28 protein-coding genes and 1 tRNA gene are annotated in these 25,900 nt (G+C 66.4%); 15 read left to right on the top strand and 14 right to left on the bottom strand.

Translation table 11 applies throughout. The features are described 5' to 3' along the window. Positions 1-27: 27 nt before the first annotated feature. Both ACZYW1_RS07595 and ACZYW1_RS07600 read right to left on the bottom strand, forming a co-directional pair. Positions 28-1,191, bottom strand: a complete 1,164-nt coding sequence (locus ACZYW1_RS07595; RefSeq protein WP_463784596.1) for an Rv3169 family protein — start codon at positions 1,189-1,191, stop codon at positions 28-30. A gap of 5 nt (positions 1,192-1,196) precedes the next feature. Continuing rightward, positions 1,197-2,123: a metal-dependent hydrolase gene (locus ACZYW1_RS07600; protein WP_463784597.1), complete on the bottom strand. Its 927-nt coding sequence runs from the start codon at positions 2,121-2,123 to the stop codon at positions 1,197-1,199. 79 nt (positions 2,124-2,202) lie between these two features. Between ACZYW1_RS07600 and ACZYW1_RS07605 the strand changes: the two genes are divergently transcribed. After that, complete coding sequence (locus tag ACZYW1_RS07605) at positions 2,203-2,754, top strand: TetR/AcrR family transcriptional regulator (RefSeq protein WP_463784599.1); 552 nt, start codon at positions 2,203-2,205, stop codon at positions 2,752-2,754. 39 nt (positions 2,755-2,793) lie between these two features. On the opposite strand, the gene ACZYW1_RS07610 is transcribed toward ACZYW1_RS07605, so the two are convergent. Further along, entirely contained in the window at positions 2,794-3,633 is an 840-nt protein-coding gene (locus ACZYW1_RS07610) for an alpha/beta fold hydrolase (RefSeq protein WP_463784600.1), read from the bottom strand. Positions 3,634-3,716: 83 nt separating this feature from the next. On the opposite strand from ACZYW1_RS07610, the gene ACZYW1_RS07615 reads away from it, so the two are divergent. After that, positions 3,717-4,766 carry a phosphotransferase family protein gene (locus tag ACZYW1_RS07615; RefSeq protein WP_463784603.1) on the top strand — a complete coding sequence of 350 codons (1,050 nt, stop codon included), beginning with the start codon at positions 3,717-3,719 and terminating at the stop codon, positions 4,764-4,766. A gap of 167 nt (positions 4,767-4,933) precedes the next feature. Here the strand turns inward: ACZYW1_RS07615 and ACZYW1_RS07620 are convergent, their stop codons facing one another. After that, a complete protein-coding gene (locus tag ACZYW1_RS07620; RefSeq protein ID WP_463784605.1) occupies positions 4,934-5,746 on the bottom strand; it encodes an MBL fold metallo-hydrolase in 813 nt (270 codons plus the stop codon). 29 nt (positions 5,747-5,775) lie between these two features. Between ACZYW1_RS07620 and ACZYW1_RS07625 the strand changes: the two genes are divergently transcribed. Beyond that, a complete protein-coding gene (locus ACZYW1_RS07625; protein ID WP_463784606.1) occupies positions 5,776-6,441 on the top strand; it encodes a nitroreductase family protein in 666 nt (221 codons plus the stop codon). Here the strand turns inward: ACZYW1_RS07625 and ACZYW1_RS07630 are convergent. Beyond that, complete coding sequence (locus tag ACZYW1_RS07630) at positions 6,438-9,284, bottom strand: aminotransferase class I/II-fold pyridoxal phosphate-dependent enzyme (RefSeq protein ID WP_463784608.1); 2,847 nt, start codon at positions 9,282-9,284, stop codon at positions 6,438-6,440. The two genes, ACZYW1_RS07625 and ACZYW1_RS07630, sit on opposite strands and share 4 nt — an antisense overlap. A gap of 179 nt (positions 9,285-9,463) precedes the next feature. On the opposite strand from ACZYW1_RS07630, the gene ACZYW1_RS07635 reads away from it, so the two are divergent. Further along, positions 9,464-9,970, top strand: coding sequence for a hypothetical protein (locus tag ACZYW1_RS07635; RefSeq protein WP_463784609.1), 507 nt, complete (start codon positions 9,464-9,466; stop codon positions 9,968-9,970). A 23-nt stretch (positions 9,971-9,993) separates the two neighbouring features. Further along, positions 9,994-10,437 carry a nuclear transport factor 2 family protein gene (locus ACZYW1_RS07640; protein WP_463784611.1) on the top strand — a complete coding sequence of 148 codons (444 nt, stop codon included), beginning with the start codon at positions 9,994-9,996 and terminating at the stop codon, positions 10,435-10,437. 16 nt (positions 10,438-10,453) lie between these two features. Here the strand turns inward: ACZYW1_RS07640 and ACZYW1_RS07645 are convergent, their stop codons facing one another. Together ACZYW1_RS07645 and ACZYW1_RS07650 are read right to left on the bottom strand one after the other, a co-directional pair. Continuing rightward, positions 10,454-11,113, bottom strand: coding sequence for a response regulator (locus ACZYW1_RS07645; RefSeq protein ID WP_463784613.1), 660 nt, complete (start codon positions 11,111-11,113; stop codon positions 10,454-10,456). A gap of 225 nt (positions 11,114-11,338) precedes the next feature. Then, positions 11,339-11,421, bottom strand: a tRNA-Tyr gene (locus ACZYW1_RS07650). Positions 11,422-11,501: 80 nt separating this feature from the next. Here ACZYW1_RS07650 and ACZYW1_RS07655 point away from each other — a divergent pair. The 7 genes from ACZYW1_RS07655 to ACZYW1_RS07685 all read left to right on the top strand — a co-directional run bounded on the left by ACZYW1_RS07655 (position 11,502) and on the right by ACZYW1_RS07685 (position 17,039). Continuing rightward, a complete protein-coding gene (locus tag ACZYW1_RS07655) occupies positions 11,502-11,993 on the top strand; it encodes a YajQ family cyclic di-GMP-binding protein (protein WP_463784614.1) in 492 nt (163 codons plus the stop codon). A gap of 69 nt (positions 11,994-12,062) precedes the next feature. Beyond that, complete coding sequence (locus ACZYW1_RS07660; protein WP_463784616.1) at positions 12,063-13,550, top strand: flavin-containing monooxygenase; 1,488 nt, start codon at positions 12,063-12,065, stop codon at positions 13,548-13,550. 52 nt (positions 13,551-13,602) lie between these two features. Beyond that, positions 13,603-15,087 (top strand): vWA domain-containing protein, encoded by a 1,485-nt coding sequence (locus ACZYW1_RS07665; RefSeq protein ID WP_463784617.1) that lies wholly within the window; start codon positions 13,603-13,605, stop codon positions 15,085-15,087. Positions 15,088-15,120: 33 nt separating this feature from the next. After that, entirely contained in the window at positions 15,121-15,387 is a 267-nt protein-coding gene (locus ACZYW1_RS07670; RefSeq protein ID WP_463784619.1) for a hypothetical protein, read from the top strand. Continuing rightward, positions 15,384-15,629 (top strand): hypothetical protein, encoded by a 246-nt coding sequence (locus tag ACZYW1_RS07675; protein WP_463784621.1) that lies wholly within the window; start codon positions 15,384-15,386, stop codon positions 15,627-15,629. Before ACZYW1_RS07670 ends, ACZYW1_RS07675 begins: the two co-directional genes overlap by 4 nt. Before the next feature lie 30 nt (positions 15,630-15,659). Beyond that, on the top strand, positions 15,660-15,959 hold the full coding sequence (locus ACZYW1_RS07680) for a WXG100 family type VII secretion target (protein WP_463784623.1): 300 nt from the start codon (positions 15,660-15,662) through the stop codon (positions 15,957-15,959). Positions 15,960-16,016: 57 nt separating this feature from the next. Further along, positions 16,017-17,039, top strand: a complete 1,023-nt coding sequence (locus tag ACZYW1_RS07685; protein WP_463784624.1) for an NAD(P)H-dependent glycerol-3-phosphate dehydrogenase — start codon at positions 16,017-16,019, stop codon at positions 17,037-17,039. Here ACZYW1_RS07685 and ACZYW1_RS07690 read toward each other — a convergent pair whose 3' ends face one another. The 3 genes from ACZYW1_RS07690 to grcC1 form a co-directional block, all read right to left on the bottom strand. Further along, the gene (locus ACZYW1_RS07690; protein WP_463784625.1) at positions 17,040-17,375 is read right to left on the bottom strand and encodes a type II toxin-antitoxin system HicB family antitoxin; all 336 of its coding nucleotides are present in this window, start codon (positions 17,373-17,375) and stop codon (positions 17,040-17,042) included. It lies immediately after the preceding gene. 257 nt (positions 17,376-17,632) lie between these two features. Next, entirely contained in the window at positions 17,633-18,496 is an 864-nt protein-coding gene (gene htpX / locus ACZYW1_RS07695; RefSeq protein ID WP_463784627.1) for a zinc metalloprotease HtpX, read from the bottom strand. An 84-nt stretch (positions 18,497-18,580) separates the two neighbouring features. Next, on the bottom strand, positions 18,581-19,597 hold the full coding sequence (gene grcC1, locus ACZYW1_RS07700) for a nonaprenyl/(2E,6E)-farnesyl/geranylgeranyl diphosphat synthase (RefSeq protein ID WP_463784628.1): 1,017 nt from the start codon (positions 19,595-19,597) through the stop codon (positions 18,581-18,583). 21 nt (positions 19,598-19,618) lie between these two features. On the opposite strand from grcC1, the gene menJ reads away from it, so the two are divergent. Further along, a complete protein-coding gene (gene menJ, locus ACZYW1_RS07705; protein WP_463784629.1) occupies positions 19,619-20,839 on the top strand; it encodes a menaquinone reductase in 1,221 nt (406 codons plus the stop codon). On the opposite strand, the gene ACZYW1_RS07710 is transcribed toward menJ, so the two are convergent. Together ACZYW1_RS07710 and ACZYW1_RS07715 are read right to left on the bottom strand one after the other, a co-directional pair. Continuing rightward, the gene (locus ACZYW1_RS07710) at positions 20,832-21,896 is read right to left on the bottom strand and encodes an LLM class flavin-dependent oxidoreductase (RefSeq protein WP_463784631.1); all 1,065 of its coding nucleotides are present in this window, start codon (positions 21,894-21,896) and stop codon (positions 20,832-20,834) included. The two genes, menJ and ACZYW1_RS07710, sit on opposite strands and share 8 nt — an antisense overlap. Positions 21,897-21,958: 62 nt before the next feature. Next, a complete protein-coding gene (locus ACZYW1_RS07715; RefSeq protein WP_463784633.1) occupies positions 21,959-22,651 on the bottom strand; it encodes a demethylmenaquinone methyltransferase in 693 nt (230 codons plus the stop codon). Positions 22,652-22,708: 57 nt separating this feature from the next. Here ACZYW1_RS07715 and ACZYW1_RS07720 point away from each other — a divergent pair, with 57 nt between their 5' ends. Beyond that, entirely contained in the window at positions 22,709-23,533 is an 825-nt protein-coding gene (locus ACZYW1_RS07720; protein WP_463784635.1) for an SDR family oxidoreductase, read from the top strand. Position 23,534: 1 nt separating this feature from the next. Here the strand turns inward: ACZYW1_RS07720 and ACZYW1_RS07725 are convergent, their stop codons facing one another. Then, the gene (locus tag ACZYW1_RS07725; RefSeq protein WP_463784637.1) at positions 23,535-24,689 is read right to left on the bottom strand and encodes a glycosyltransferase family 4 protein; all 1,155 of its coding nucleotides are present in this window, start codon (positions 24,687-24,689) and stop codon (positions 23,535-23,537) included. An 86-nt stretch (positions 24,690-24,775) separates the two neighbouring features. Between ACZYW1_RS07725 and ACZYW1_RS07730 the strand changes: the two genes are divergently transcribed. Next, entirely contained in the window at positions 24,776-25,405 is a 630-nt protein-coding gene (locus tag ACZYW1_RS07730) for a DsbA family protein (RefSeq protein ID WP_463784639.1), read from the top strand. On the opposite strand, the gene ACZYW1_RS07735 is transcribed toward ACZYW1_RS07730, so the two are convergent. Further along, on the bottom strand, positions 25,369-25,881 hold the full coding sequence (locus tag ACZYW1_RS07735; protein ID WP_463787734.1) for a DUF3592 domain-containing protein: 513 nt from the start codon (positions 25,879-25,881) through the stop codon (positions 25,369-25,371). The genes ACZYW1_RS07730 and ACZYW1_RS07735 overlap by 37 nt on opposite strands. Positions 25,882-25,900: the final 19 nt, after the last annotated feature.

A 25,900-nucleotide genomic window follows, 5' to 3' on the forward strand; every position in this document is an offset into this window, starting at 1 on the left:
AGAAGGACACTCGAGATAGATCTCTGTTCAGAGAAAGGAATTCTCGGCGGTCAGACCGCGCTCGGGAAACGCGCCCAGCGCGAACGTCTCGGCGTTACCCAACCCACTACCGCCGCCGACCGGATCGTCGATATGCACCAACAGGTCTCGCAGCTGATGCAGTTCCCGGGCTCTCTCCGGCTGGTCGCACTGCGTGACGTGGCTCCCCTCGACTTTGAGGTCGCCGACCCATTGCCCGTACACCCAGTCGTTCCACCCGTAGTAGCCGGCGGTGCCGAGATGGAATCCGCCCGGGCCGGCTGCGCGGACGCTCAGCGGACGCTTGGATCCGTCGGTGTCGATCAGGGTGATCGTGCCATGGGTGAACCGGCGGTTGTCGTCCTGGAAGTGCATGTCCTGCTCGACTGACGGGAAGCGGTGTGAGCTGCCGTCGGGATTCTGTTGCTCGGCCTGGCAACGTATTTCGGTGAATCCGTCGCCGCGCTCTTCCTGATACATGACGAACAGCGAGTAGGCGGACCCGTCGGGCCGGGTCAATGTCATCGGTAGCCACGTCATGAACATCTGTTTGATCTTGCGACTACCCCGGGGCAGGCCCGGTATCGGCTTGCCGATCCCGGGTCGCAGACCCCAGGAGTGGTCGCGGATCGAGATCCATTGATCCGCTGCGATTTCGGTGCGCTCACCCTCGACCTCGACCCAACCGTCCGCCACGCCCACCTGGTGGTAGCGCAGGATGTTGTGCGACACGCGGTAGCCGTCCGGGCTCCGATCAGGCCAGGGGTCCTCCAGTGCAGCGTCGAAGCTGCCGCGCAGCTCGACATCGAATGCGATCGGCTGGTGCTCGTTGGCGTCCAGGCTGATCCGGATCGCCCGCAGCGGTTCGACCACCCGGTAGTGAATCGGCCCGACCTCGGTGCCGGCCGGCGACGACGACAACCGGCGGCCCGCCCGCACCGTCCACTGCTCGGTGCCGCGGCACACACCGGCGGCGCCGTCGAAGACACCGCGGTTAGTGTACTTCCCGATCCCGAGGACCACCTGCAACGAGTTGTCGCGAGCGTGCGCGATGGTCCAGATTTTCTCCGTCCACGACGGGTCCGACTGGCTGACCGTGGCGAATGTGTCAACGATCTGATGGGTGAGCAGCTCATCCTCCGGCACCAGAGCGCCGTAATTCGTTGACAGCAAATCGTTTACCTTTCCGACGGAGGGAAGTACCGGGTCATGTCGACACCGTCGGCGTATTCGCGCATCCAGGTGTCGGCCCACTCCGGCAGTGGCTGATCAGCGGGGTCGTGATGCGGTGTCTGCGACAGCAACAACCGCCATGTCATGGCAAGCAGCTGGCGGGTCGGCACGGTGGCGAAAAGATTCGGCGCACCCGGGCGCCGGGCCCGCCGGCGACGCCCCCCGAGCCCGCGATTCCGCAGCTCCCCGTACAGCAGCTCGATCGAGAGCAGCTCCTGCGCTGAGGCACCGCGATCCTCGAACGGGACGACGTCATCGAAAGTCTTTGCTATCGCCGCGGATACAGCGCCGACATGGTCGAAAGTGGCCCGGATGTGCTTGATCCGGTACCAGGGGTTGGGGTTGATCTGCCGACAGAGGATCAACCCGGAGCTGCGATGTTCGATCTCTTCGACGAAGTGCCACGTCATCAACGAGGCAACCCGCTGATCACCCGTGCCGAACAGCGAATCCCGGTTGTCCAGAATCACTTTGAACAGCGGAGTGAATGTCGCCTCCAGGTTGGCGATGTAGGCGGCGTGGAATTCGATCGGGCGTTCCGCCAGCAACTGGTCGTAGGCGCGGCAGGCGTCGACGTAGCACTGCTCGAGATCGGGATAACGCTGCACCAGAGCGAGCATGTGCTTGCGGTGCGCGGAGGCGTGTTGCGCCTCCTGCCGCAGGAACGCCTCGGCCTCGGCGGCGACGGCAGGGTCCTGCTGCAGAGTCTCGTGAGCCCGGCGGACGACGTTGACGATGTAGCGCTCGAACGGCACGGCGATGAATGTGAATGCGTTGCAGAACAACCCGAAATTTGGGTTGTCGGGTTGCCACATGAACGGCACGCTCGCGTCGAATTCCCACGGGATCTTGCGGATCACGAGGTTGGTCACCGTCGCTACCTTCCAATCGGCCAGGGTCAGCGGTAGGGTCAGTGTGACATTTGGCCCCCTGAATGTAAAGGACACGATTGTGGCTTCCGGGCATGCCGTCGACGCCGAGCAGTCGACGCGGCGGCGCATCCTTGCCGCCACCTTCGTCGTGTTGGCGCGCGATGGCCGTCGACGGCTACAACTGTCCGACGTGGCGGCCCAGGCCAAGGTGTCGCGACCGACGCTGTACCGCTACTTCGGCTCGAAAGAGGGCCTGCTCGAGGCGTTTGGCCTTTACGAGCAGGACAACTTCGACGCCGGAATCGCCACCGCGATCGCAGGGTTGAGCGGACCGGACCGGCTGGACGCCGCGCTGCGCTTCGTCGTCGACTTCCAGCACAGCTACTCGCTCGGTTCGCTGGCCGAGACGGAGCCCGAACATGTGCTTCAGCAGATGAAACGGGTACTGCCGATCATGCGAGACCGCATCGCACGAATCATCGGCGGCGAGCACGCACAGGTCGCAGCGGCGGCGGTGGTGCGAATCGCGGTGTGCCACTACGTGATCAGCGACGATACTCCTGAGGGCTTCCTGGCCGAGTTGCGGCATGCCGCCGGGCTGGGGATCAGTCACGCTCGCGCCTCGGTCTGAAGCAGGTCCAATCGTGTTGCGACAGAGCGCAAATCGGGCCTAACGGCCGAGCCAGCGTCCGATCTTCTCCGCGACCAGCTCGGGTTTTTCCAGATGCAGAAAGTGGCCGACGCCGTCGATGATCTCGGCGACCGATCCCGCGGCCGGGAAGTACTGGCCGAGGTCGCCGAGCAGGTCGACGCCGACCGCCCCGTCGTTCGCCCCGTGCAGATACAACGTCGGCAAGGGGGGCAGCTGCATGGTGGCCAGCGTTTCCGCCTCGGCATTAGGGTCGGCGAATTGCGGGTTGAACGACGCGCGGTAGGGCCCAACGACATTGGCGATGTTGTCCGCGCTGACACGCTTACGCAGTTCGGCGATGTCGTCGGTCGCGTCGTACCCCGGCGACCAATCCGCCCACAGCGACTCCCAGAAGCCGGGTGCCAGCAGCGCCACCTCGGCCATGCCGACCTGTTGGATGAAGTAGATGTAGAACGACCGCTTGAGCTGGGCGTGGGTGAACAATCCCCCGGCCAGGGCGGCAACCGGTGGAACGGCAAGGGCGACAAAGCGACTGAACGCATTCGGGTCGGCGCTGACGACTCCGTAGCCGGCCTGCGCCCCCCAGTCGTGCCCGATCAGGACTGCGCGGTCGTCGCCGTCGTAGTGCCGACGGACGTCGAGAACGCGGCGAACGTAGGTTCCCGTGCTGATCGGCTGGTCGGTCGGTGCGTCGTAACCGGGTAGCCAGGGCGCCGCCACCCGGTAACCGCGTCCGGCGAGCTCGGGCCCGAGATGACGCCACGTGAAGGGGGTGTCCGGGAAGCCGTGGACCAGCACCGCCAGCGGCAACGACGTGTCCTCGATGGCTCCGAAGGTGAGCGTCTGCGGCGAAGTCACCCGGCGAGCGTATTACAGCTGCGCGCCCTGACGTAAAGGTTCGGTCATTTACATCCGACCGGCCATATGTAAATCTGAACGGCATGGCGGGAATCGCACTTGTCCAACGCGACCTGGCGGACACCCGGGCCCGGCTCGAGACGTGGTTCAGCCACCGGAGCGCTGCCGATGCGACGGTCTCGGAGCTCAAGGCAGCGAACCGCGCGGCCGGGTGGTCCAGCGAGAGCTTGGTGTTCAGCGCCGACGTCAACGGCCGCACCACCGAGTACGTGCTGCGGATCCCGCCCACCGGCGGCGGGATCTACCCCGAGTACGACCTGGACGCACAGACCCGCACCCAGGAATTCCTGCACGAGCACGGGATCGCGACGCCGTCGCCAATCCTGTACGAGCCCGACGAGTCGTGGATCGACTCCAAATTCCTGGTCATGCCGCGCATTGTCGGACACACACCGTCGGATACCACCTACGCCACCCGAGGCTGGCTGCACGACGCCGGACCGCAGGTGCAACGCCGCGCCCACGACTCGTTCCTGGAGACGCTCGCCACGCTGCAACGCGTGCCGGTCGACGAGGCGAGCTGGCTGCACCGCCCCACCGGCACAGGCGTTTCCGCCGAGCTGGCCTGGTGGCAGGAGTACGCGGCCTGGGGCACCGACAACCAGACGCCGGACGTGATGACCGAGGCATTCGAGTGGCTGCATCGCCACCAGCCCGACGACGAGGGCGACGCCGCGGTGTGCTGGAACGACGCTCGGTTGTCCAACGCGATCTTCGGCGACGACGGACAGATCGTCGGCGTGCTGGACTGGGAGCAGGCGTGCCTGTGCCCGGCCGAAACGGACTTCGCGTGGTGGCTGGCTACGCGCCGACAGATGTTGGAGGTCAACGGGATTGACGCCGACCCCGAACTGCCTGGCTTCGACAGCCGCGAGGTCCTGATCCGCCGTTTCGAAGAGATGATCGGCCGCGAACTGATCGCCCTCGACTGGTACGAGATCTTCGCGATGGCCCGGATGGGCTGCTGCATCCTGCGCACCCAGGCGCTGCTGCGCAGTATCGGCCAGGGCGACCACTTTCTCACCCGGGCGCCGATTCTGCCGGCATGGACCGTCTCCGCTGTGCACGGATAGCGACGCAGTCTCACCCGCCACACGCACCTGGTCCAGGGGCACAACCATTTTCGGAAACGTGACCACATGCGATATCACTCCGGTCGGTGATATCGCCTGTGGTCATGAATCAAAAAGTCACTGCATCCCTACTCACGGGTGCTCTTGAGGCTGCTGTGACCGACGGTCTACAACCAGGGCGGCACGATCCATTCGCCGTACGGGGCAACGGCGAGACGGTCGAGAATCCCGGCATCGTCGAAGGCGACGCCGACTTCTCCGACCCCCTCGCTGAAATGCGCCCACCCGTCGACGTGCGCGGGAATGACCAGCCGGGCGCCCAGCACCTCCGCCGCGGCGGCGGCCCGCTGACCGGTCAGGGTCAGCGGGCGCCCGCGCTCCTTGGCCGGAACCTTGGCGGCGCCGGCGAAGATCACCGCGACGTCGACGCTGCCGACCCGCTGCGCGATCTCATGGACCGCGGCGACCGACGCGTTGTCACCGCTGAGGTACACCGTCGGCAGTCCGGCGCCCGAGAGCACGAACCCGGTCACCTCACAGTTGACGTGACCATCGGCGTCGCGCACCCCGTCGGCCGGACCGTGTACCGCCGGAACCGCTTGCACTGTCATCGCTTTCACGCCGTCACCGGCGGGTAGCTCGAACGTCGCGAACGGCTCGAGACCGACGGCCGTCGAACCCAACCGCGAGGCCGCCCCGGGATTGGTCAGCACGAGCGGCGCCGCGAGCGCCACCCGACGGCCCTCGTCGTCGAAGTTGTCCGGATGATTGTCGTGGCTGACCAGCACCGCGTCGACGGGCCCCAGCGCCTCCGGCTGCACCGCGGGCCCGACCAACTTCTTCAGGTAGTCGTGCGGGCCGGGCTCGTCGAACGTCGGGTCGATCAGGAATCGCCGGCCGCCGAGATCGACGACCGTGGTGGGGCCACCGAGGACGCTGAATGCGACGTCACGCCGTCGGGCATCTACGCGAGTGCTCACGACATGGACTGTAGAGGCACTATGAACTAGTGGACATCTACGACGTCATGCGGACGACGTTCGCGGCGCGCGAATACACCGGCGACCCCTTACCCGACGACGTGCTGGAGCGGATCCTCGACAACGCACGCTTCTCGCCCAGCGGGGGCAACCGCCAAGGCGCGCGGGTGATCGTGATCCGCGACCCTGCGACCCGGGAAGCGCTCGCCGAGTTGTCGATGACGGGTGCCCGCCGGTATGCGGCTCAGGTGGCTGCCGGAGAGAGTCCGTGGAATCCCCTGCATGAGCCGGGCCCGACGGCTGAAGAGATCGCGGGTACCGAGGTGCCGGCGCAGTTCACCGTGCCGTTCGTCAAATCCGATGTGGTTCTTGCGGTCTGCGTCAACCTCGAGGTCGTTGCGGCGATGGATCAATACCTGGACCGGGTCGGGGTGATCAGCGGCGGATCGGTTTATCCGTTGGTGTGGAACATCCTGCTGGCCGCACGTAACGAGGGCTTCGGCGGCACCATCTCGACGATGGCGGTTGCCGAGGAGCCGCGGGTTCGCGAATTACTAAGCGTGCCAGCGACATACGCCATCGCGGCGTTCCTGGCGCTCGGCAAGCCGGTCAAGCAGCTGACCAAACTGCGGCGGGCGAGCGTCGCCGACCTGGCCAGCCGCGAGCGGTTCGACGGCGAGCCGTTCGAGGTCTAGTCGGCGGCCACCTCGGCGAGCTCGTCGAGTTGTTTCACCGGCTTCTTCTTCGCCGGCGCCTTGATCACCGGCGCCGGCTGATGCCCGTTGGAGGGCTTGCCCGTCGGCTGCCCTGCGGCGACGGTTTCGATCGCCTTCTCGGTGTACACCCGGTAGCCGAAGTTCGGCTCGTAACCGTGTATCTCCTTGGTGTCCAGGTCGCGCATGAATTGCAGGATCTCGCGGCTGAACACCTGACCCGGCACCAGCACCGGGAAACCCGGTGGGTACGGCGTCACATAGGTCGCCGACACCACATCGACTCCGGCGTCCAGCTTTTCGTCGATCTGCTCGCCGCTGAGGTATTCGCAGTTGGTGTCGTCGTAGGACAGGTAGAAGGCGCGGCGCACATCGCCCTCGGGTGTCGGCTCGTCACCGCTGTGATCCCGGAACGCCGGATGAAATCCGCTGAAATTGCACAGCGGCACCGGGCGTTCGGTCAGCCGCCAGACCGCCTGCTCGAAATGCTCACGCTCGCCCAGGCTCATCTCCGAGATGGCCTGGTCGAGCTCGGCGGCGATGCTGACCAACACCTCGACCAGAAACGCGACCGAGCTTCGAGTGGTGCCGATGTTGGTCATGAACAGCACACTGTTGCGCGACGTCTTGTTGATCTGGATGCCGTAGCGGTCCATCAGCTGCTCGCGTTTGAAGGTGTCACCGTCGTAGCCGGTTCGCCCGATGGACAACGTGATTCGCGAGGGGTCGAGCACGAACTCGTCGTCGTGCCAGGCCGCCATCATGTTGCGCAGACCGGAGCGCAACGGCTGGTCGATCGCCGTCGGGCGGAACTGGTCCGGGATGAGGTGTGACGTACCGAGGCAATTCATGTACTTGCTCAGCAGCGGATGGTTGTCGATCGCATCGCGCAACTGCATCGCGTTCTCGATCTGACGCTGCACCAGTTCGGCGCCCTCCAGGGCGACCTGGCGACGACCCAGGTCCAGCGACGCCAGGATCTGATAGTTCGGCGAGGTCGAGGTGTGCGCCATGTACGCCTCGTGGAACGGCACCGCGACCTTCTGGTCGAAGTCCTGGTCGAAGACGTGGATCATCGACCCCTGCCGCAACGAGGTCAGCGTCTTGTGTGTCGACTGCGCTGCGTACACCCGCACCCGGGCCCGGGCCGGGTCGGGCAGCAGGCGGCGGTCCAATAGGTCGTCGTCACTGGGGTTTTCGGCGGCCTGCTGAGCCAGGTATGTCTCGAACTGCGCCTTGTACTCCGGGCTCTGCAGCCGCTCACGCACCGCCGCCGCCGACGCCATCGCGGTCCGGGTGCGATACACCGGGTGGAACCGGGCGAACGCGAACCACGCCTCGTCCCAGAGGAACACCAGGTCGGGCTTGATCGCGAGGCACTCTTCCATGACGCGCTCGACGTCGTAGACGATTCCGTCGAAGGTGCAGTTGGTCAGCGACATCATCTTGACGCGATCGAGTTTGCCGGCCCGCTTGAGCGCCAACAACTTCGACTTGATCTCGCGCAGCGGCACCGCGCCGTACATGGAGTAGTCGTTGAGCGGATATGCCTCCAGGTAAACGACACTCGCGCCGGCCATCATCATGCCGTAGTGGTGCGACTGGTGGCAGTTGCGGTCCAGCAACACGATGTCGCCGGGGGCCACCACCGCCTGGGTGATGATCTTGTTGGCCGTCGAGGTGCCGTTGGTGACGAAGTAGGTGTGCCGCGAGCCGTAGGCCTTCGACGCCAGCTGCTGTGATTCGCGCAGCGGGCCGGTGGGTTCCAGCAACGAGTCGAGACCACCACACGTCGCCGAGGTTTCGGCCATGAAGACTTCCAAGCCGTAGAACCCGACCATGTCTTTGATCCAGTGCGAGTTGACGATCGACTTGCCCTGCGAGATCGGCAGCGCGTGGAAGACACCGGTGGGGCGGTGGCTGTACTGCTTGAGCGCGCTGAAGAACGGGGTGCGGTAGCGGGCCGCGACGCCGTGCAGGATCGACAGGTGCAGTTCGAGCATGCCCTCGCGGGCGTGGAACACCCGGCGGAAGTACTGGCCCAGCCGGCCGGCGATGTCCTCGACGTCGATCTCGGTCATCAGGTAGAGGTCGAGTTCCGGCCGTAGCTTGCCCAGCGAAGTCGCCAGGATCTGGGCCCGCTCTTCGGGCGAGTAGTGGTCGACCAGGTCGTGCAGTACGTCGGTGTCGACGAACTCCGACAGCGACGACAGGTCGCGGGTCGATTTCGCCGAGAAGCGCCGTCGGATCACCACCGCCTGCAGATTCACGTTGAGCCGCGCCGCGATCAGCGCCTCGTCGCCGCTGGCCACCACCACCAGCTCGTAGACGAATTCGTCGTCGGGACGGCGCCACTTGCGAACCTCGTTGCGCAGCGCCCGTTCCTGGGCTTCGGTCATCTTCTCGACCACCAGCACCTCGAAGTAGGGGCGGTCACGCTCGATGTCGGCCTGACCCTCGAGCTGGCGCGGGTCGGACGGAAACATGTCCAACTCGTCGGCGCCGGCGTTCTCGACATCCCCGGAGCGGTAGGACTCCTGGGTCAGCGCACGATTGATCCGCGCGACGGCCTGGCAGAACTTGTCATGGTTGCCTCCGGCGAAAAGCCTTTGCACACGGGCGAACTGGGGCGAACCCGGGTAGGCCCAATACGGCTCCAGCGAGCTCAGGCGGGTCAGCAATTCTTGGCACGCCGCGACGCACTTCTCTTTCAGCTCACCGCCGGTGTCCGGACGGGTCAGCCGGTCGGCGGCTTCCTCCAGTCGGCACCAGGAGTCGCTGCGGACCTGCCACAGACTGTTGTACGCACGCAGGTGTTCTGTCATGGCGGACCTTTCGGAGAACGTCAGGTCAAGGTTCGCAGAAACAGCCCGCTCGCCGGTGGCCGGCAAACTAACAGTGGGCGTCCGTCATGTGATGCGTGGACCCGGCCGGCGCAACCCGCCGACATGCGCGTCCAGCTAGGGTTCTCCGCATCACCCGGAATCTCCCTGTGAGGACGACCATGTCGCTGCCGACAGTGCCGCAACGCCCGCTTCCGCCGGTTCATCATGTGTGGGTCGCGGGCCCCGGAGATGGGCGACGGCTGTATCGCACCACGCTGATCCGAACCAGCGGCCTGCGCCGCGTCGGCATCCTGTGGGCGCTCAGCCTGGCGTTGATCGTCGTCTCGGTGGTGCTCGACCCCGCCCGTAACCTGGCCTGGCTGATCTTGGTGATCCTGTTTCCGGCGCTGTTCGCCTTCCTGCTGTGGCAGCGCGGCAAGGCCCAGGAGGCGATCATGACGCCCGGATCGGTGTGGGCCACCGGATTAGGCGCCAACGAGTTGTTGATCGTCACCCCGATCAGCACGCTGGTGATCGACTATGCGGCGCTCAAGCCGCTGTTGGTGTCCGGACCCTCGGTGATGGTGCGAACGCGCTACGGCCCGAGCACGACGGCGCTTCCGCTGGAACTCTTTCCGCCCGATGCGCTGGCGTTCCTACATCAGCGGACCGCCCACAACGCGTAACCGCCAACCGGAGTCGAAACGTCATGGAGATCTGGGAACTCGTTGCGCGCGAGCAGATTCGCGACACACTGGCGCGGTACAACTGGTCCGGCGATGCCGGTCGGCTCGACGATTTGGCCGAGACCTTTTGCGAGGACGGTGTTTTGGAGATCCGCGGCTTCGAGCCGCTGCGGGGGCGGGCGGAGATCGTGAGTTTTCTCGGCGGGGTCACCGGCAACGTGGCGCTCAGCGCCGACGTCAAACCGATCGTGCGGCACAACGTCACCAACGTGCTATTCGACGACATCAGTCGCAAGCGGGCTCAGGTGTCCTGTTACTTCGCCGTGGTCACGCATATCGGCCTGGACCACATCGGCCGATACCGCGACATCCTGCTGCCCGACGGCGACACCTGGCGGATCAGCCACCGCAAGGTGTCCACCGACTGGGCCGCACCGACGTCGGTGATGGCCCAGCCTCGGCGCTGAAACACTCAACGCCCGATCAGACGTCGTGAACGCCGATCAGCCCGTCCTGGACCGCGCGGGCGAACAGCGCCGCCTTCGACGGAGCCGAGCGGTCGATCTCGCGGTAGCGCCGTCGGATTCGCTGCAGATGCGTTCGGACCGTGCTCGGTGCGATGTGCAGTTCCCGGCTGACCGACTCCTTGTTGTCCGTGCGCAGCCACGCGGTGAGCACCCGCCGCTCCTGGGCGGTGAGTTCGGGACGGCCCCGTTGCCGGGCGCCGCGCTCGGCGTCCGCCGCGAGCGGTCCACGAGACTTCACCTCACGGAGGGCGGCACTGATGGCCTCGATGAGGTGCTGGGGCGACTCCGATTTCACGATGTAGTCCACGGCGCCGGCGTCGAGGCAATTCAGGATGACTTCCGGGGACGCGACGCGGGAGTACACCACGACCCGGTGTCGACGCCTGCACAACTGTTGTAGGCCAACGTAATCGGGCCGCTGCTCGCCGCACTCCGGGTCGTAGACGATCACGTGGGGTGTGCCCGAGTCAGACGGATGTTCACCGAGGAAATCCGCCGCCGAGGGATAGGCGTGCACTGTGCCGGCGGGGATCGCTGCGTCGGCAACCCAGCGCACGATGCCGGCGCACACGACGGGGTGGTCGTCGATCACCACCAACGCGACCATGCCGGTCATCCAACTCCTCGGATCAAAGCTCCGGAATTCCGGATCATATGTGTCGGGTGCGAGTTTAGAGGCGCACTCCGACAAGGTGGGCGGATGTGTCGCAGATCGTCGGCATCATGGTGTGGGCGTCGGGGCACGGTCGCCGTCCGGACGCGCCCGTTCCCCAGGCCCCGAGAATCGGTTCGGCCCCGCAGCGGAGACATATGCTGCGGGGCCGTTATCCTTCGACCTCGGTGGCAGATCCAGGATTCGAACCTGGGTAGGCGTTAGCCGACGGATTTACAGTCCGCTCCCATTGGCCGCTCGGGCAATCTGCCGTGTATTACGGGTAGCTAGCCTACAACGAAGATGTACTGAGACAACAAACGGCCAACATCGATGGAAGGAGACGTATCCGATGGCAGATTCATCGTTCGACGTCGTGAGCAAACTCGACCGCCAGGAAGTCGACAACGCGCTCAACCAAGCCGCCAAGGAACTCGGCACCCGGTTCGACTTCCGCGGCACCGAGACCAAGATCGCCTGGAAAGGCGAAGAGGCGATCGAGCTGACCAGCTCCACCGAGGAGCGGGTGAAGGCCGCGGTCGACGTCTTCAAGGAGAAGCTGATCCGGCGCGACATCAGCCTCAAGGCCTTCGACGCCGGCGAACCGCAGGCCTCCGGCAAGACCTACAAGGTCACCGGAACCCTGAAAGAGGGCATCACCAGCGAACACGCTAAGAAGATCACCAAGCTGATCCGCGACGAGGGCCCCAAAAGCGTCAAGACCCAGATCCAGGGCGAAGAGGTCCGGGTGAGCAGCAAGAGCCGCGATGACCTGCAGTCCGTCCAGTCGCTGCTGAAGGGTGCCGACCTGGAGGTCGCGCTGCAGTTCGTCAACTACCGGTAGGCCCTCGCCCGATCAACCGGTCGGTGCCTAATCTGGTGACGTAGGTAACAGCCGAAGTGAGGGGCAGCGATGACCGTGACGCCACCAGACATCACCGACGTCGACGTCGTCATCATCGGCGCGGGCATCTCCGGGCTCGGCGCCGCGTACCGCATCACCGAGCGCAACCCGGGAACCAGCTACGTCATCCTCGAGCGCCGCGAGCAACTCGGCGGCACCTGGGACCTGTTTCGCTACCCCGGGGTCCGCTCGGACAGCAGCATCTTCACGCTCTGCTTCCCCTGGGAGCCCTGGACCAAGCAGGAGCGGGTGGCCGACGGCGGAGACATCCGCGACTACCTGACCACCACGGCGCACAAGTACGGCATCGACGAGCACATCCGGTTCGGCACCCACGTCCGCTCGGCGGACTGGGATTCCAGCAGCGACACCTGGACCGTCACCGCATCCCAGAACGGCACGGAAAAGACCTTCCGCGGCCGCTTCGTGTTCTTCGGGTCCGGCTACTACAACTACGACGAGGGCTACACCCCGGACTTCCCCGGCCTCGGCGAATTCAGCGGCACGGTCGTCCACCCCCAGCACTGGCCCGAGGATCTCGACTATCGGGGCAAGAAGATCGTGGTGATCGGCAGCGGCGCGACCGCGATGTCGCTGATCCCGTCACTGGCCGAGCAGGCCACCAAGGTCACCATGCTGCAGCGCTCGCCGACCTACCTGTTCTCCGCCGCCCGCAGCAGCGGCGCGACAAACCTCATCCGAAAGATTCTGCCGCGCAGGCTTTCTCACTCGTACGCACGGCAGAGCAACGCGTTGATGGAAGGCGTGATCTGGTTTCTGGCCCGCAAGACGCCGGGCTTCGTGAAGTGGTGGATCCGTCAGATCGCGGTGCACTATCTGCCCAAGGGTTACGACGTGGACACCCACTTCAGACCCCGCTACGACCCCTGGGACCAGCGGCTGTGCCTGATTCCCGACGCCGACCTCTACGTCGCGATCGGCGACGGGCGGGCCGAGGTGGTGACCGATCACATCGACCACTTCGATTCCACCGGAATCGCTTTGACGTCGGGCCGGCATCTGGACGCCGACGTGATCGTCACCGCGACCGGCCTGCAGCTGCAGGCGCTCGGCGGCGTCACGGTGTCGATAGACGGCGGCGAGGTCAAACCGCAGGACCGCTTCGTCTACAAGGCCCACATGCTGGAGGACGTGCCGAACCTGTTCTGGTGCGTCGGATACACCAACGCGTCATGGACGTTGCGCGCCGACATGACCGCCCGCGCCACGGCAAAGCTGTTGGGGCACATGGCCTCACACGGCTACACCCACGCCTATCCGCATCTGTCCGGCGAGCCGATGCCCGAGAAGCCGGCCTGGGACATTCAGGCCGGTTACGTGCTGCGGGCACCGCACGCGTTGCCCAAGTCAGGCATCAAGCGGCCGTGGAACGTGCGGCAGAACTACTTCGCCGATGCGATCGACTACCGCTTCGACCGGATCGCCGAAGCGATGGTGTTCGGCCGAGCCGAGGAGAAATCCGCACTGGCCGGATGACTGCACAGGGGTGAAGTGACATGTCCGGTGGGTCCGTGACAAGCTCCGTCCCGTGACGGGTCTGTCTGTTGCGGATATCGACCGCTGGAAGCCCGGCGACGTCCGCGAGGTCTTCCACGCGGCGCGCAGCCGCGCAGAGGCCAACCAGCTGGCCCGTGATGGCCTCGCCACCCTGCCCGCATTCCAGACGTGGGGCGGGGTCGCGGCGGAGGCGGCGAAGAACTCCGTCGAGCAGACCCGCAAGGACCTGGACAAAGACGGCCGGGAGGCGCTTGCGGTGGCGATGGCCGCCGACCGGGCCGCCGACGGCATCGAGGCGGTCAAGGCCAAGCTGCAAGCGCTGCGCGACGCACTCGGCGACGGGCTGACCATCGACCCGGTGGCCAACAAGATCGTGGCCACCCCGGCGTTCAAGGGCAGCGCACACATGCTCGCGGACAAACTCGCCACGTTCCAGCCGCAGCTCGACGCGATCGTCGGCCAGGCGACCGTGCTGGACGAGGATCTCGCGCAGGCGATCGACATGGCCGACGGCGATGTGCCCATCCCGCATGCGACTCCGACGATCGATCGCGTCGGCCCCGACGGGCTGACGCCCGATCAGATCGCGAAGGGCGCCGCGCAGGAGAAGAACCAGCGCGACGCGTTCAAACAGGTATACGGCCGAGATCCGGTGTCGGCCAACGACTGGCGGATGGCCGAGGGACTCGACCCGCACACCTACGATCCGCGCTATGGCGGGTACGAGTCCAATGTCGTCGTCGGTCGGTTCAACCCGATCCCGGGCGGGGGCGTGTACCGGCAGAACATGTACATCCCCAGCGCGGAGGTGCAGAACTTCGAGTTCAACGATCGCGTCAACCCCCACATGGTCGGCGACAACAGGGGTCCGTCCCCGTTCGCTCCGGCAGAATCATCGCGGGTCAGCATGTTTGTCGACATGGAGCACGGGATCATCGTCGCTCGCCAGAATCCGACGATGTCGACCGACGGGTTCGACAAGGGCACCGGCAAGCCAGTGGTGAGTGCACTACAAGCCGCCGACGGTTCCCTGATGATCAACTACACGGCCGCCGACCCGTTCGAGCCGGGAATCGCCAAGCCGTTCGTCAACGTCAACGGAACGATGAACATCGTCCCGCACGCCGACGGCACCGTCGCCATCGGCGGCGACATCACGCCCTATCCCAGCACGGAGGGATACCAGTTCAAGCCCGACGGCACAATCACACAACTGTTCAACCAACAGGTGACGACGAATCAGCTTGGACCACTGACACTTCCGCTGCCAGGCAACCACGTCGGAGCAGACTTGCCGGACCTGCCGCGGCCGTGGGCGCCGCAGATGCCCGACGGGTTGCCTCCCGATGCGCCGCGCCTGACACCCACTCAGCGGTTGCCCGGGACCACCCTGATGCCGGCGCCGCACGTGCCGCAGATCTATACCCTCCCGCCGCCGTTCGTACCCCCGCCTCCGGTCGCCGCTCCCCCGCTGCCCGTGCCCACCCCGCCGCCGCTACCCGCGCCACCCTCCTGACAGAAAGCGCTGCCGACCATCAAATCGATCAGGATGTCGCCGCAAAACTGGGCACTCGCAACGTTTTTCATTCCCATCGCATCGGCTATCGCCTACGGGGTATGGCTCGTCGTCAGTGGAGCGGACCTGGCGCACTCGATCCATGCCGAGAAGGCTGTTCGCGTCGGCACACTGGCGGTCTTGGCCGTCGTCTTCGCCGCGATACCGCGGGCGTGGGCGCGAGCGATTGCGGTCGCATCCGCGGCGGCGCTGATTCTCATGCTGGGCGTGCTCGCGCTTGACACGGTCAGGCTCCGATGACGGCGCCGAGCTACTCGGCCTGGTCACCCGCCGTCGCGATCGCCGGCGCGTTGGTGGCCCAGTCGGTGCCCGGCTGGGTGACCTTGATTGCCTGGGGGTTGGCGGTCGTGTGCGCGCTGCCGTTCGCACGATTTCGACTCGTCGTTCCGCTCGCGCTGCTGACCTGGGCTGCGGGCTGGCTGACGTCGTTCGCGGTGCGGATCGGCGAGTCGGGCGTGATCGGCCTGTTTTTGGTGAAGTGACAATACGCCGATAGCTGGTAAGAAGTGTTCATGGCACTGCGGGTCAACCTCGAACACCTTGCGACGTCGGCGGTCCAGGTCACCGGTCACGGTGAAGACCTGGCGACCTCGCACCTGTCCGCCGATGACCGGATCGCCGGTGCTCAGGGCGGCTGGACCGGCCGCTCGGCCGAGGCGCTGGCCCGTCGGACTCCGCAGTGGACGGGCAATTCGACGGCCCTGGTGACGCAGCTCGGTGACCACGCGCAGCACCTGTCGACCTGCGGGCAGGCTTTCGCGACGATGGAATCGCAGCACAGCCAGCAGGTGGATGCACAGGTTCGGCCCTAGGCAGAACTTCTCGCCAACCGCCGGTAAAGATCAGGCGGCGGCAATACGCTGGTCGTCATGGCAGCTACGCGCGAACCGAACGTCGTCGTTCTGGGTGGAGGCTCCTGGGGCACCACCGTCGCATCGATCTCCGCACGACGGGGCCCGACACTGCAATGGGTGCGTTCGGAAGAGACCGCCAAGGACATCAACGAGAATCACCGCAACACCAAATACCTCGGTGAAGATCACGAGTTGACCGAGAGTCTCCGCGCTACAACTGATTTCGCCGAGGCCGCCCAATGCGCCGACGTGGTCGTGATGGGAGTGCCGTCGCACGGGTTCCGCGACGTGCTCACCGAGTTGGCGGCCGAACTGCGACCCTGGGTGCCGGTCATCTCCTTGGTCAAAGGCCTCGAACAAGGCACCAACATGCGCATGTCGCAGATCGTCGACGAAGTACTGCCCGGGCACCCGGCCGGCATTCTCGCCGGGCCGAACATCGCCCGCGAGGTGGCCGAGGGTTACGCGGCGGCAGCCGTGCTGGCCATGCCCGACCAGCATCTCGCGGCGCAGCTCGGTCAGCTGTTCCGCACCAAGCGTTTTCGCGTCTACACGATCGACGATGTGCTCGGGGTGGAGATGGCCGGTGCGTTGAAGAACGTCTACGCGATCGCCGTCGGCATGGGCTATTCGCTGGGCATCGGCGAGAACACCCGGGCGATGGTGATCGCGCGGTCGGTGCGCGAGATGTCGAAGCTGGGCGAGGCGATGGGCGGACAACGCGACACCTTCGCGGGACTGGCCGGCATGGGCGACCTGATCGTCACCTGCACCAGCCAACGCAGCCGTAACCGGCACGTCGGCGAGCAGCTGGGCTCAGGCAAGACCATCGACGAGATCATCTCCTCGATGAACCAGGTCGCCGAGGGCGTCAAAGCCGCCAGCGTGATCATGGAATTCGCCGACAAGTACGGACTGAACATGCCGATCGCCCGCGAGGTCGACGGCGTGATCAACCACGGCGCGACCGTCGAGGACGCCTATCGCGGACTGGCAGCGGAGACGCCCGGCCACGAGGTGCACGGCTCCGGGTTCTAGTCACAGGTCGAACAGGCCGAGCGGCGGCCTACCCGCGAGCTTCTGCACAACCCACTGATTCATCGACACGTTCTGCTCGGCGGCTTCCACGGTGAGCCGCGAGTGCAGCATCGGCGATGTTCGCACCAGGAATCGTCCACTGAACGTCCGCTCGGTGAGTGGTGGCGGGACATCTCCCTCCCGATCGGCGAGGTATTCGTCGACGGCATGCTCGATGCCGGTCATCACTTCCGAGGCCGTCGCCGCCCGGTGGGACAGCCAGGGCAGTTCCAGGCAACGGCCGACGTATTCGCCGAATTCAGAACACCATTCGGCACGGTAGGTGTAGTGGTTCACCCGTTGGGTGATATCACCTGAGCTGCCGGTTCGTCAGTCACCCTGTGCAGAAGGTTCGCCGAGTCACACTGGCCTCGACTGCACCGAGACTCCGGGGTGATCCGTTTTTGCAAATCGACTCGCATGCGATATCACCAAGCCGACCGTGATATCGCGGGTGGATACGATTTCGAATCCACTGCTCGACTCGCTGACAGTGACCGCTGAGCCTGGTGTGACTGTGTCCGAGCGTCGACCGCGACCACTGCGCGGGTGAGCTAGCCGCGGGCCATGTCTTCCAGCCGACGGATGCGGTCGGCCATCGGCGGGTGGGTGGAGAACAGCGAGCCGATCTTCTCCCCGGCGCGGAACGGGCTGGCGATCATCAGATGTGCCTGGGCGGCCAGCTTCGGCTCCGGGGGCAGCGGAGCGGCCTGCACGCCGCCGGAGATCTTGCGCAGCGCCGACGCCAGCGCCAGCGGATCGCCGGTCAGCATCGCACCGGACTCGTCGGCCTGGTACTCCCGCGAGCGGGACACCGCCAACTTCACCACCGTCGCCGCGATCGGTCCCAGCATCGAAACCAGCAACAGCGCAAAGGGATTGCTGCCTTCGCGGTTGTTGCCGCCCATCATGCCGGCGAACATCGCCATGTTGGCCAGCGCGGTGATCACCGAAGCCAGCGCACCGGCCACACAGGAGATCAGGATGTCCCGGTTGTAGACGTGCGACAACTCGTGGCCCAGCACCGCGCGCAGTTCACGCTCATCGAGGATGCTCAGGATTCCCGTCGTGCAACACACCGCGGCGTTGCGCGGATTACGGCCGGTGGCAAACGCGTTGGGCGCGGCGGTGTCGCTGATGTAGAGCCGGGGCATCGGCTGGTGCGCCGCGGTGGCCAGCTCGCGCACGATCCGGTAGATCACCGGCTCCTGCACCTCCGACACCGGCTGCGCGTGCATTGCCCGCAGCGCCAGCTTGTCGCTGTTGAAGTAGGTGTAGACGTTCATGCCGATGGCGAACAGCACGGCGATGAACATCACGCCACGGCCGAACAGACTGCCCACGAACACGATCAGCGCCGACATGCCAACCAGCAACGCGAACGTCTTCGCCGTGTTGTGATGCGGATGCCAGGTCATCAAAAAATTCCTCCTATGACCGGCTGCGAACAGCCGGGGTCTCCCCCATCTAACGCCGAGGAGGCGCGGCAGAGTTCCGCACGATCAGCCGTGTCGGTGGATTGTGTAGTCGACCAGCGTGGCCAGCGCGGTACGCCCCGGGCTCTCGGGCAGCGCGGCCAACTCTTCGCGAGCCCGATCGGCATACTGGGCGACCATGTCCTTGGCCTTGGCCATGCCCGGCGAGGCCCGTAGCAGCCCGAGCGCCTCGGCCAGCGCCGCGTCGTCGTCGATCGGCCCGGCCAGCAACTCACGCAGCCGGTCGGAGTCGGGTCCGTCGTCCTGCAACGCGTAGAGCACCGGCAGGGTGTGCACGCCCTCGCGCAGGTCGGTGCCGGGCAGCTTGCCCGACTCGTCGGGATCGCTGTCGATGTCAATGATGTCGTCGGAGATCTGGAATGCGGTGCCGACCAGGTCGCCCAGCCGGCTGAGCCGCTCGGTCTGCTCCTCGTCGGCGCCGGAGAACATCGCGCCGAATCGGCCGGCCGCACCGATCAGGCAGGCCGTCTTCTCGTGCACGACCCGCAGGTAGTGCGCGATCGGGTCGGCTTTGTCCGCGGCCCCCTGGGTTTCGCGCATCTGCCCGGTCACCAGCTGGGCGAAGGTGTCGGCGATGATCCGCACCGCGTCCGGGCCCAGCCGCGACACCAACCGGGACGCCGTCGCGAACAGGTAGTCGCCGGCCAGGATCGCGACGTTGTTATTCCACCGCAGGTTGGCACTGGGTGCGCCGCGGCGGACTTGCGCCTCGTCCATCACGTCGTCGTGGTACAGCGTCGCGAGGTGCACCAGCTCGATGACCGCCCCGGCGATCGCCACGTCGTCACTGTCGGGCCGCGGGCCCAGTTGCGCCGACAGCACCGCGAACAGCGGCCGGAATCGTTTGCCACCGGCTTCGAACAGATGCAGCACCGCGTCCGTCATCAGGTCATCTGATCCGCGGAGCTCGGTTTCCATCAGTTGCTCGACGCGGGCTACCCCGTCCCGCACACCGGTGGCGAATGCAGCGTCACCGAAGGCACTGAGATCAATGCCCGCCACCACAGTCGCCGGAGTCCTCACCTGACCAACATACTGGTGAACATGGACTCCCATGCCGACGTGGTGGTCGTGGGCGCCGGCCCGGCCGGCTCAGCGGCCGCCGCCTGGGCGGCGCGCGACGGACGCGACGTGCTGGTGATCGACGCCGCCAACTTCCCGCGCGACAAAGCCTGCGGCGACGGGCTGACGCCGCGGGCGGTCGCCGAGCTGGAACGGCTCGGACTCGGCGAGTGGCTGGACGCCCGGATCCGGCATCGCGGCCTGCGGATGAGCGGGTTCGGCGGCGCGGTCGAGGTCGAATGGCCCGGCCCGTCGTTTCCGTCCACCGGCAGCGCGGTGGCCCGCGTCGAGCTGGACGACCGGATCCGCAAAGTCGCCGAGGAATCCGGCGCCCGCATGCGGCTCGGTGTCAAAGCCGTCGGCGCCAATCACGATTCCTCGGCACGGGTGACGTCGGTGACGCTGTCCGATGGCAGCCAGGTCGGCTGCCGCGAATTGATCGTCGCCGACGGGGCCCGGTCCACCCTGGGCCGGGTGTTGGGCCGGCGCTGGCACCAGGAGACCGTGTACGGGATCGCGGCCCGCGGCTACCTGGCCACGCCACGCAGTGACGACCCCTGGCTCACTTCACATTTGGAGCTACGCTCGCCCGACGGCGCGGTGCTGCCCGGTTACGGCTGGATCTTCCCGCTCGGCAACGGCGAGGTGAACATCGGCGTGGGCGCGCTGTCGACGATCAAACGACCGGCGGAACTCGCCCTGCGACCGTTGATGTCCTACTACACCGACCTGCGCCGCGAGGAGTGGGGCTTCGAAGGCCATCCTCGGGCCATGTCGTCGGCATTGCTGCCGATGGGCGGCGCGGTATCCGGTGTGGCGGGCCGCAACTGGATGCTGATCGGTGATGCCGCGGCCTGCGTCAACCCGCTCAACGGAGAAGGCATCGACTACGGCTTGGAGTCCGGCCGGTTGGCGGTCGAGATGCTCGGCTCCGGCGATCTCTCCAAGGCGTGGCCGCATGTGCTCCAATCCCATTACGGGCGTGGGTTTTCGGTGGCCCGCCGGCTCGGCCTGCTGCTGACGTTCCCGCGCTTCCTGCCGGCGACCGGCCCGATCGGGATGCGGTCGACGACGCTGATGGGCATCGCGGTGCGGGTGATGGGCAACCTGGTCACCGATGAGGACGCCGACTGGGTCGCCCGGGGGTGGCGCGGTAGCGGACGAGTGTCGCGGCTGCTGGATCGCCGCAAACCGTTCAGCTGATCGCGTTGCGCAGCAACGGCAGAACCTGGTGGCCGATCCTCGACACCTCCGACAAGTACGGGGTGTCAGAGAGTACGAAGTGCTTCACCCCGAGGTCGGAGTATTTCTGCAGCGCGGCCGCCACCTCGTCGGCTGAGCCGACCAGCCACGTGGTCCCGGCGCCCTCGCCGCCGTACTTGCTCGGCGTGGTGTAGAGGCAGGAGTCGAGCACTTCTCCCCGGCCGGCGAGATCGCTCAATCGTCGCTGCCCCTCTGCCGAGGCCGCGTTGTGCAGCGCCAGCACCGAAGGCTTGCCGGCCAGTTCGGCGACCTTCGCCTCGGCATCGCGCCACGCCTCTTCGGAGGTGTCGCGGACCAGTGTCGTGATGCGCAGCCCGTACTCCAGCGGATCGTGCTCGCGTCCGAGCTTCTCGGACAACGCTTCGAGCCGTTCGATGCGCTCGGCGATACCGTCGAGCGGCTCGCCCCAAAACAGTTGCACGTCAGCCTCTTCGGCGGCGACTTCCTCGGCGGCCGCCGATGCGCCGCCGAAGTACAGCGGGGGGTGCCGGCCGTCACCGAAGGGTCGCGGCTGCAGCGTCGAGTGTTCGACGGAGAAGTACTCGCCCTCGTAGGTGACGTCCTCTTCGGTCCAGAGTTTGCGGACCAGCTGTAGGAATTCCCGTGTCCGGTCGTAGCGGCTGGACTTGTCGAGGTCGACGTCACCGTAAGCCAGCACGTCGTCGGCGCCGGTGACCACGTTCACCAGCAGCCGGCCCTGGCTGAGCTGGTCCAATGTGGCGGCCGCGCTGGCGAAGTGCGCGGGATGCCAGTAGCCGGGACGGATGGCGACCAGCGGCGCGAACGTGGTGGTCCGGGCGGCGATCGCGGTGGCGATGGTGAACGAGTCAGCCCGCCCCCAACCGGCGCCGATCAGCGCGCCGCCCCAGCCGTTCTGCTCGGCGCGCTGCGCGAGTTCGGCCGAGTATTCCAGGCTGCCCCAGCCGTCGACAGTGTCATCGCCCCGATGACCGGACAGCACAGTATTCGGTATGTACCAGAGAAATTCGCGGCTCACCGGGCCCGATAGTTGCATACGCCAACGCCCCGGACCAGACCGAGAATCAACGCGAATGAAAGTCAGTGCAGGGCTTTGTACGCGGCGTGCAGGGCCACGATGCCGCCGGTCAGGTTGCGCCACCGCACCGCCGACCACCCGGCAGCGGAGATCTGGTGCGCCAGATCAGCCTGGTCGGGCCAGGCCCGGATCGACTCGGCCAGGTAGACGTAGGCCTCCGGGTTGCTCGACACCGTGCGGGCCACCCGCGGCAGCGCCTTCATCAGGTATTCCTTATACGTGGTGGCGAACAATCTGCTTGTGGGCGTGGAGAATTCGCAGACCACCAGGCGCCCACCGGGTCGCGTCACCCGGGCCATCTCGCTCAGCGCCCGTTCCCGCTCGGCGACGTTGCGCAACCCGAAGCTGATCGTCACCGCGTCGAACACGTTGTCCGCAAACGGCAATCGAGTCGCGTCGCCGGCCACCTTGGGCACCTTGCGGGCATGACCGGCGCCGAGCATCCCGACTGAGAAGTCCGCCGCCACACACCACGCTCCGGACGTCGCCAACTCGACCGTCGACACCGCGGTGCCGGCAGCCAGGTCCAGCACCGTCTCCCCCGCCCCGATGTCGAGCGCCTTGCGGGTCGCCCGACGCCAGTACCGGTCCTGGCCCAGCGACAGCACGGTGTTGGTGATGTCGTACCGCCGCGCGACGCCGTCGAACATCGACGCGACCTCACGGGGGTCTTTGTCCAGCGTGGCGCGGTTCACGCCTCGAACCTACCTGTCGCCGGGAATGGTCAGCCGACCTGTGCGTTGCACTGCGTCATGGCTGAAAAAGTTTGGTTCATCACCGGGACATCGCGCGGCTTCGGACGAGAGTGGGCCATCGCGGCCTTGGAGCGGGGCGACAAGGTCGCCGCCACCGCCCGCGACACCGCGACGCTGGACGATCTGGTGCAGAAGTTCGGCGACGCGATCCTGCCGCTCAAGCTCGACGTCACCGACCGCGCGGCCGACTTCGCCGCCGTCAAGCAGGCGCACGAGCACTTCGGACGCCTCGACGTCGTGGTCAACAACGCCGGCTACGGCCAGTTCGGCTTCGTCGAGGAGCTCTCCGAACAGGACGCCCGCGACCAGTTCGAGACGAACGTGTTCGGCGCGCTGTGGGTCACCCAGGCCGCACTGCCGTACCTGCGGGCGCAGCGCAGCGGCCACATCATCCAGGTCTCGTCGATCGGTGGCATCACGGCGTTTCCGAACGTCGGCATCTACCACGCCTCGAAGTGGGCGCTGGAAGGCTTCTCGCAGTCGCTGGCGCAGGAGGTCGAATCGTTCGGAGTGCACGTCACACTGATCGAGCCGGCCGGGTTCTCCACCGACTGGTCCGGGTCGTCGTCGCGGCGGGCCGAGGAGTTGTCGGACTACGCCGAGGTGCACAAAGCGACCGAGGAGATCCGCAGCACGCGGTGGGCCGCACCGGGCGACCCGAAGGCCTCCGCGGCGGCCGTGCTCAAGGTCGTCGACGCCGACCAGCCGCCGTTGCGGGTGTTCTTCGGCGAGGCGCCGTTGGGGTTGGCCAAGGCCGACTACGAGCAGCGGCTGAAGACCTGGGAGGAATGGCAGCCGGTCGCCGAGTTGGCGCAGGGCTGAACTACTGCCCCAGCGCCTGCTGCCGGCGTGCCATCCGGGCGCGGGCAATAGGTGACAGCACCGCCTCGTAGTGGCCGAGCAGCTCGTCGCAGATGGCGGGCCAGCTGCGCTCGAGGATGCTCTTGCGCGCGGCCACCGCGTAGCGCTGCCGGTCTTCCAGCAGGTGCGCGACGGCGTTGGGTAGTTGCGCCTCGAATTCCTGGACTCCCAACAGCAATCCGGTGCGCCACGGCGTCACCAGGTCGCGCGGTCCGCCCGCGTCGGGCGCGATCACCGGCAGTCCGGACGCCAGCGCCTCCTGCACCACCTGGCAGAACGTCTCGTGCTCGCCGGCGTGGACGAAGACGTCCATGCTGGCGTACGCGGTGGCCAACTCCTCGCCGTACAGTGCGCCGGTGAATACGGCTGTGGGCATTGCTGATTGGAGTTTGGCGCGGTCCACACCGTCACCGACGATGACGACCTGCACGTCGCCGGCGGCGGCCAGCGAGGTGAGCCGCTCGACGTGCTTCTCCGGTGCCAACCGGCCGACGAAGCCCACCACCGGTTTGCCGTCCGGTGACCACTGCCGGCGCAGCGTTTCGTCGCGCGCCGAGGGCGCGTAGCCGATCATGTCGACGCCGCGGGCCCACTTGTGCACTCGCGGAATGCCGTGCTCGACAAGGGATTCCATGGTCGCGGTGGACGGGGCCAGCGTCCGGTCGGCGAGTTTGTGCAGGTGCCGGAACCAGGCCCAGGCGGCCTTTTCGGTGATGCCGATACCGTAGCTGGCGGCGAATCCCGGCACATCGGTCTGGTACACCGCCACCGCGGGCACCCCCAGCCGGCGGGCGGCCTTGACGCCACCCCAGCCCAGCAGTGCCGGCGAGGCCAGGTGCACGACGTCGGGCTCGAATCCGCGCAGTACCCGCAGAATTCGCGGCATCGGCAGACCCAGTGGCAGCGTGGTCACCTTGGGGAACATCCACGACGGGACGCGGTGGACCCGGATACCGTCGTAGAGACGGTCGGCCGGTTCCTCGCCGTGTGGGGTGTCGGGCGCGATGACCAGGGCCTCGTGGCCGGTGCGCCGCAGATGCTCGAGCGTTCGGATGACGGAGTTGCTCACGCCGTTGACGTGCGGGAGAAAAGATTCCGCGACAATCGCTACTCGCACGCTGACTACGGTCGCAGCGTCGCCTGTCGTTATGGTTACCGACGGGCGTACACGACACGAACTCTCACCCAAAGGGGAATCAGACAATGCGGTCCTACCTGGGCGTTGTGGCCACGATGCTGGGTTTGGTGATGTTCACCACCGGCACCGCGCACGCCGATGTGCCACGAACGTTCGACGCCAACGGGGTGCTGGTCGGGTCGTGGATCGCCCCGGTGCAGTTGGAGATCTTCTGCGAGCCGCAATGCCCGTACTGCGCGGAGTTGCAGAACACCGACGGTGACAAGTTGGCCGCCGCGTTGACCAGCGGCCGGCTGGCGATCACGTATCGGTGGCTGACGTTCCTGAACGGCAGGCACCACAACGACGTGTCCACCGGACTGGTCAACGACCTGTTCCTGGCCGCCGACCCGGCGACACCGCCCGCGGCGTATCAAGCCTTCGTGCAAGCCCTTTACCGTCATCAAAGCGCCGGCGGCCCGTCGCGCGACACCGTCGCGGCGCTGGCCCGCGAGAGCGGACTACCGGATGTGGTGGCCGATCGCATCGCGGCCGGCGACGACGCGGTCGACACCGTGGCGGTCAACGGCGCAAACATGGCTCGCCTCAAGGAGGAGAGCCCGGAGAACCCGGGTACGCCGACGATCTACAACCTGAACACCAGAAGCGTTGTCGACATTCAAGATCCGGGCTGGCTGGACGCGCTGACCAACTGACGGTCCAGCCGCTTGTCCATCCACGCGAGACCGGTCAGCGCCGCGGCGCCGATCAGCAACCCGAACACCGCGATCGAACCCGCCGGGATGATCGCCAGCTTGGCGTTACGGTGTTGCACGCGAACCAGATTCGGGTTGCGTTTGTCGTACTCGACGTAAATCCGCATGCCCGTTGCCAATTGGGACGGGTACAGCACACCGAGTTCCGGTCGGTAGGTGACCCGGTCCGGGGTGACGAACTCGATGGTCGAACGCCGCGGGCCGGCGTCGAGCACCTCGGCCTCGGCCACGCCCATGTTGTGGGTGATCGCGATGTCATTGCGCACCGCGCCGGCCACCAGCAACAGCGACTGCAACGTGACCAGGCTGACCAGGATGAGCACGCCGATGCGGGCCAGGCGCACCGCACGATGCCCACGGGTATTGGGGAATTCGCCGCGGCGGCCGTGAATCAGTATGCGAGTCCACGTTTCCAGCGCTGCGACGGCACCGGCC

Source organism: Mycobacterium sp. IDUB_36 (genome assembly GCF_055419225.1).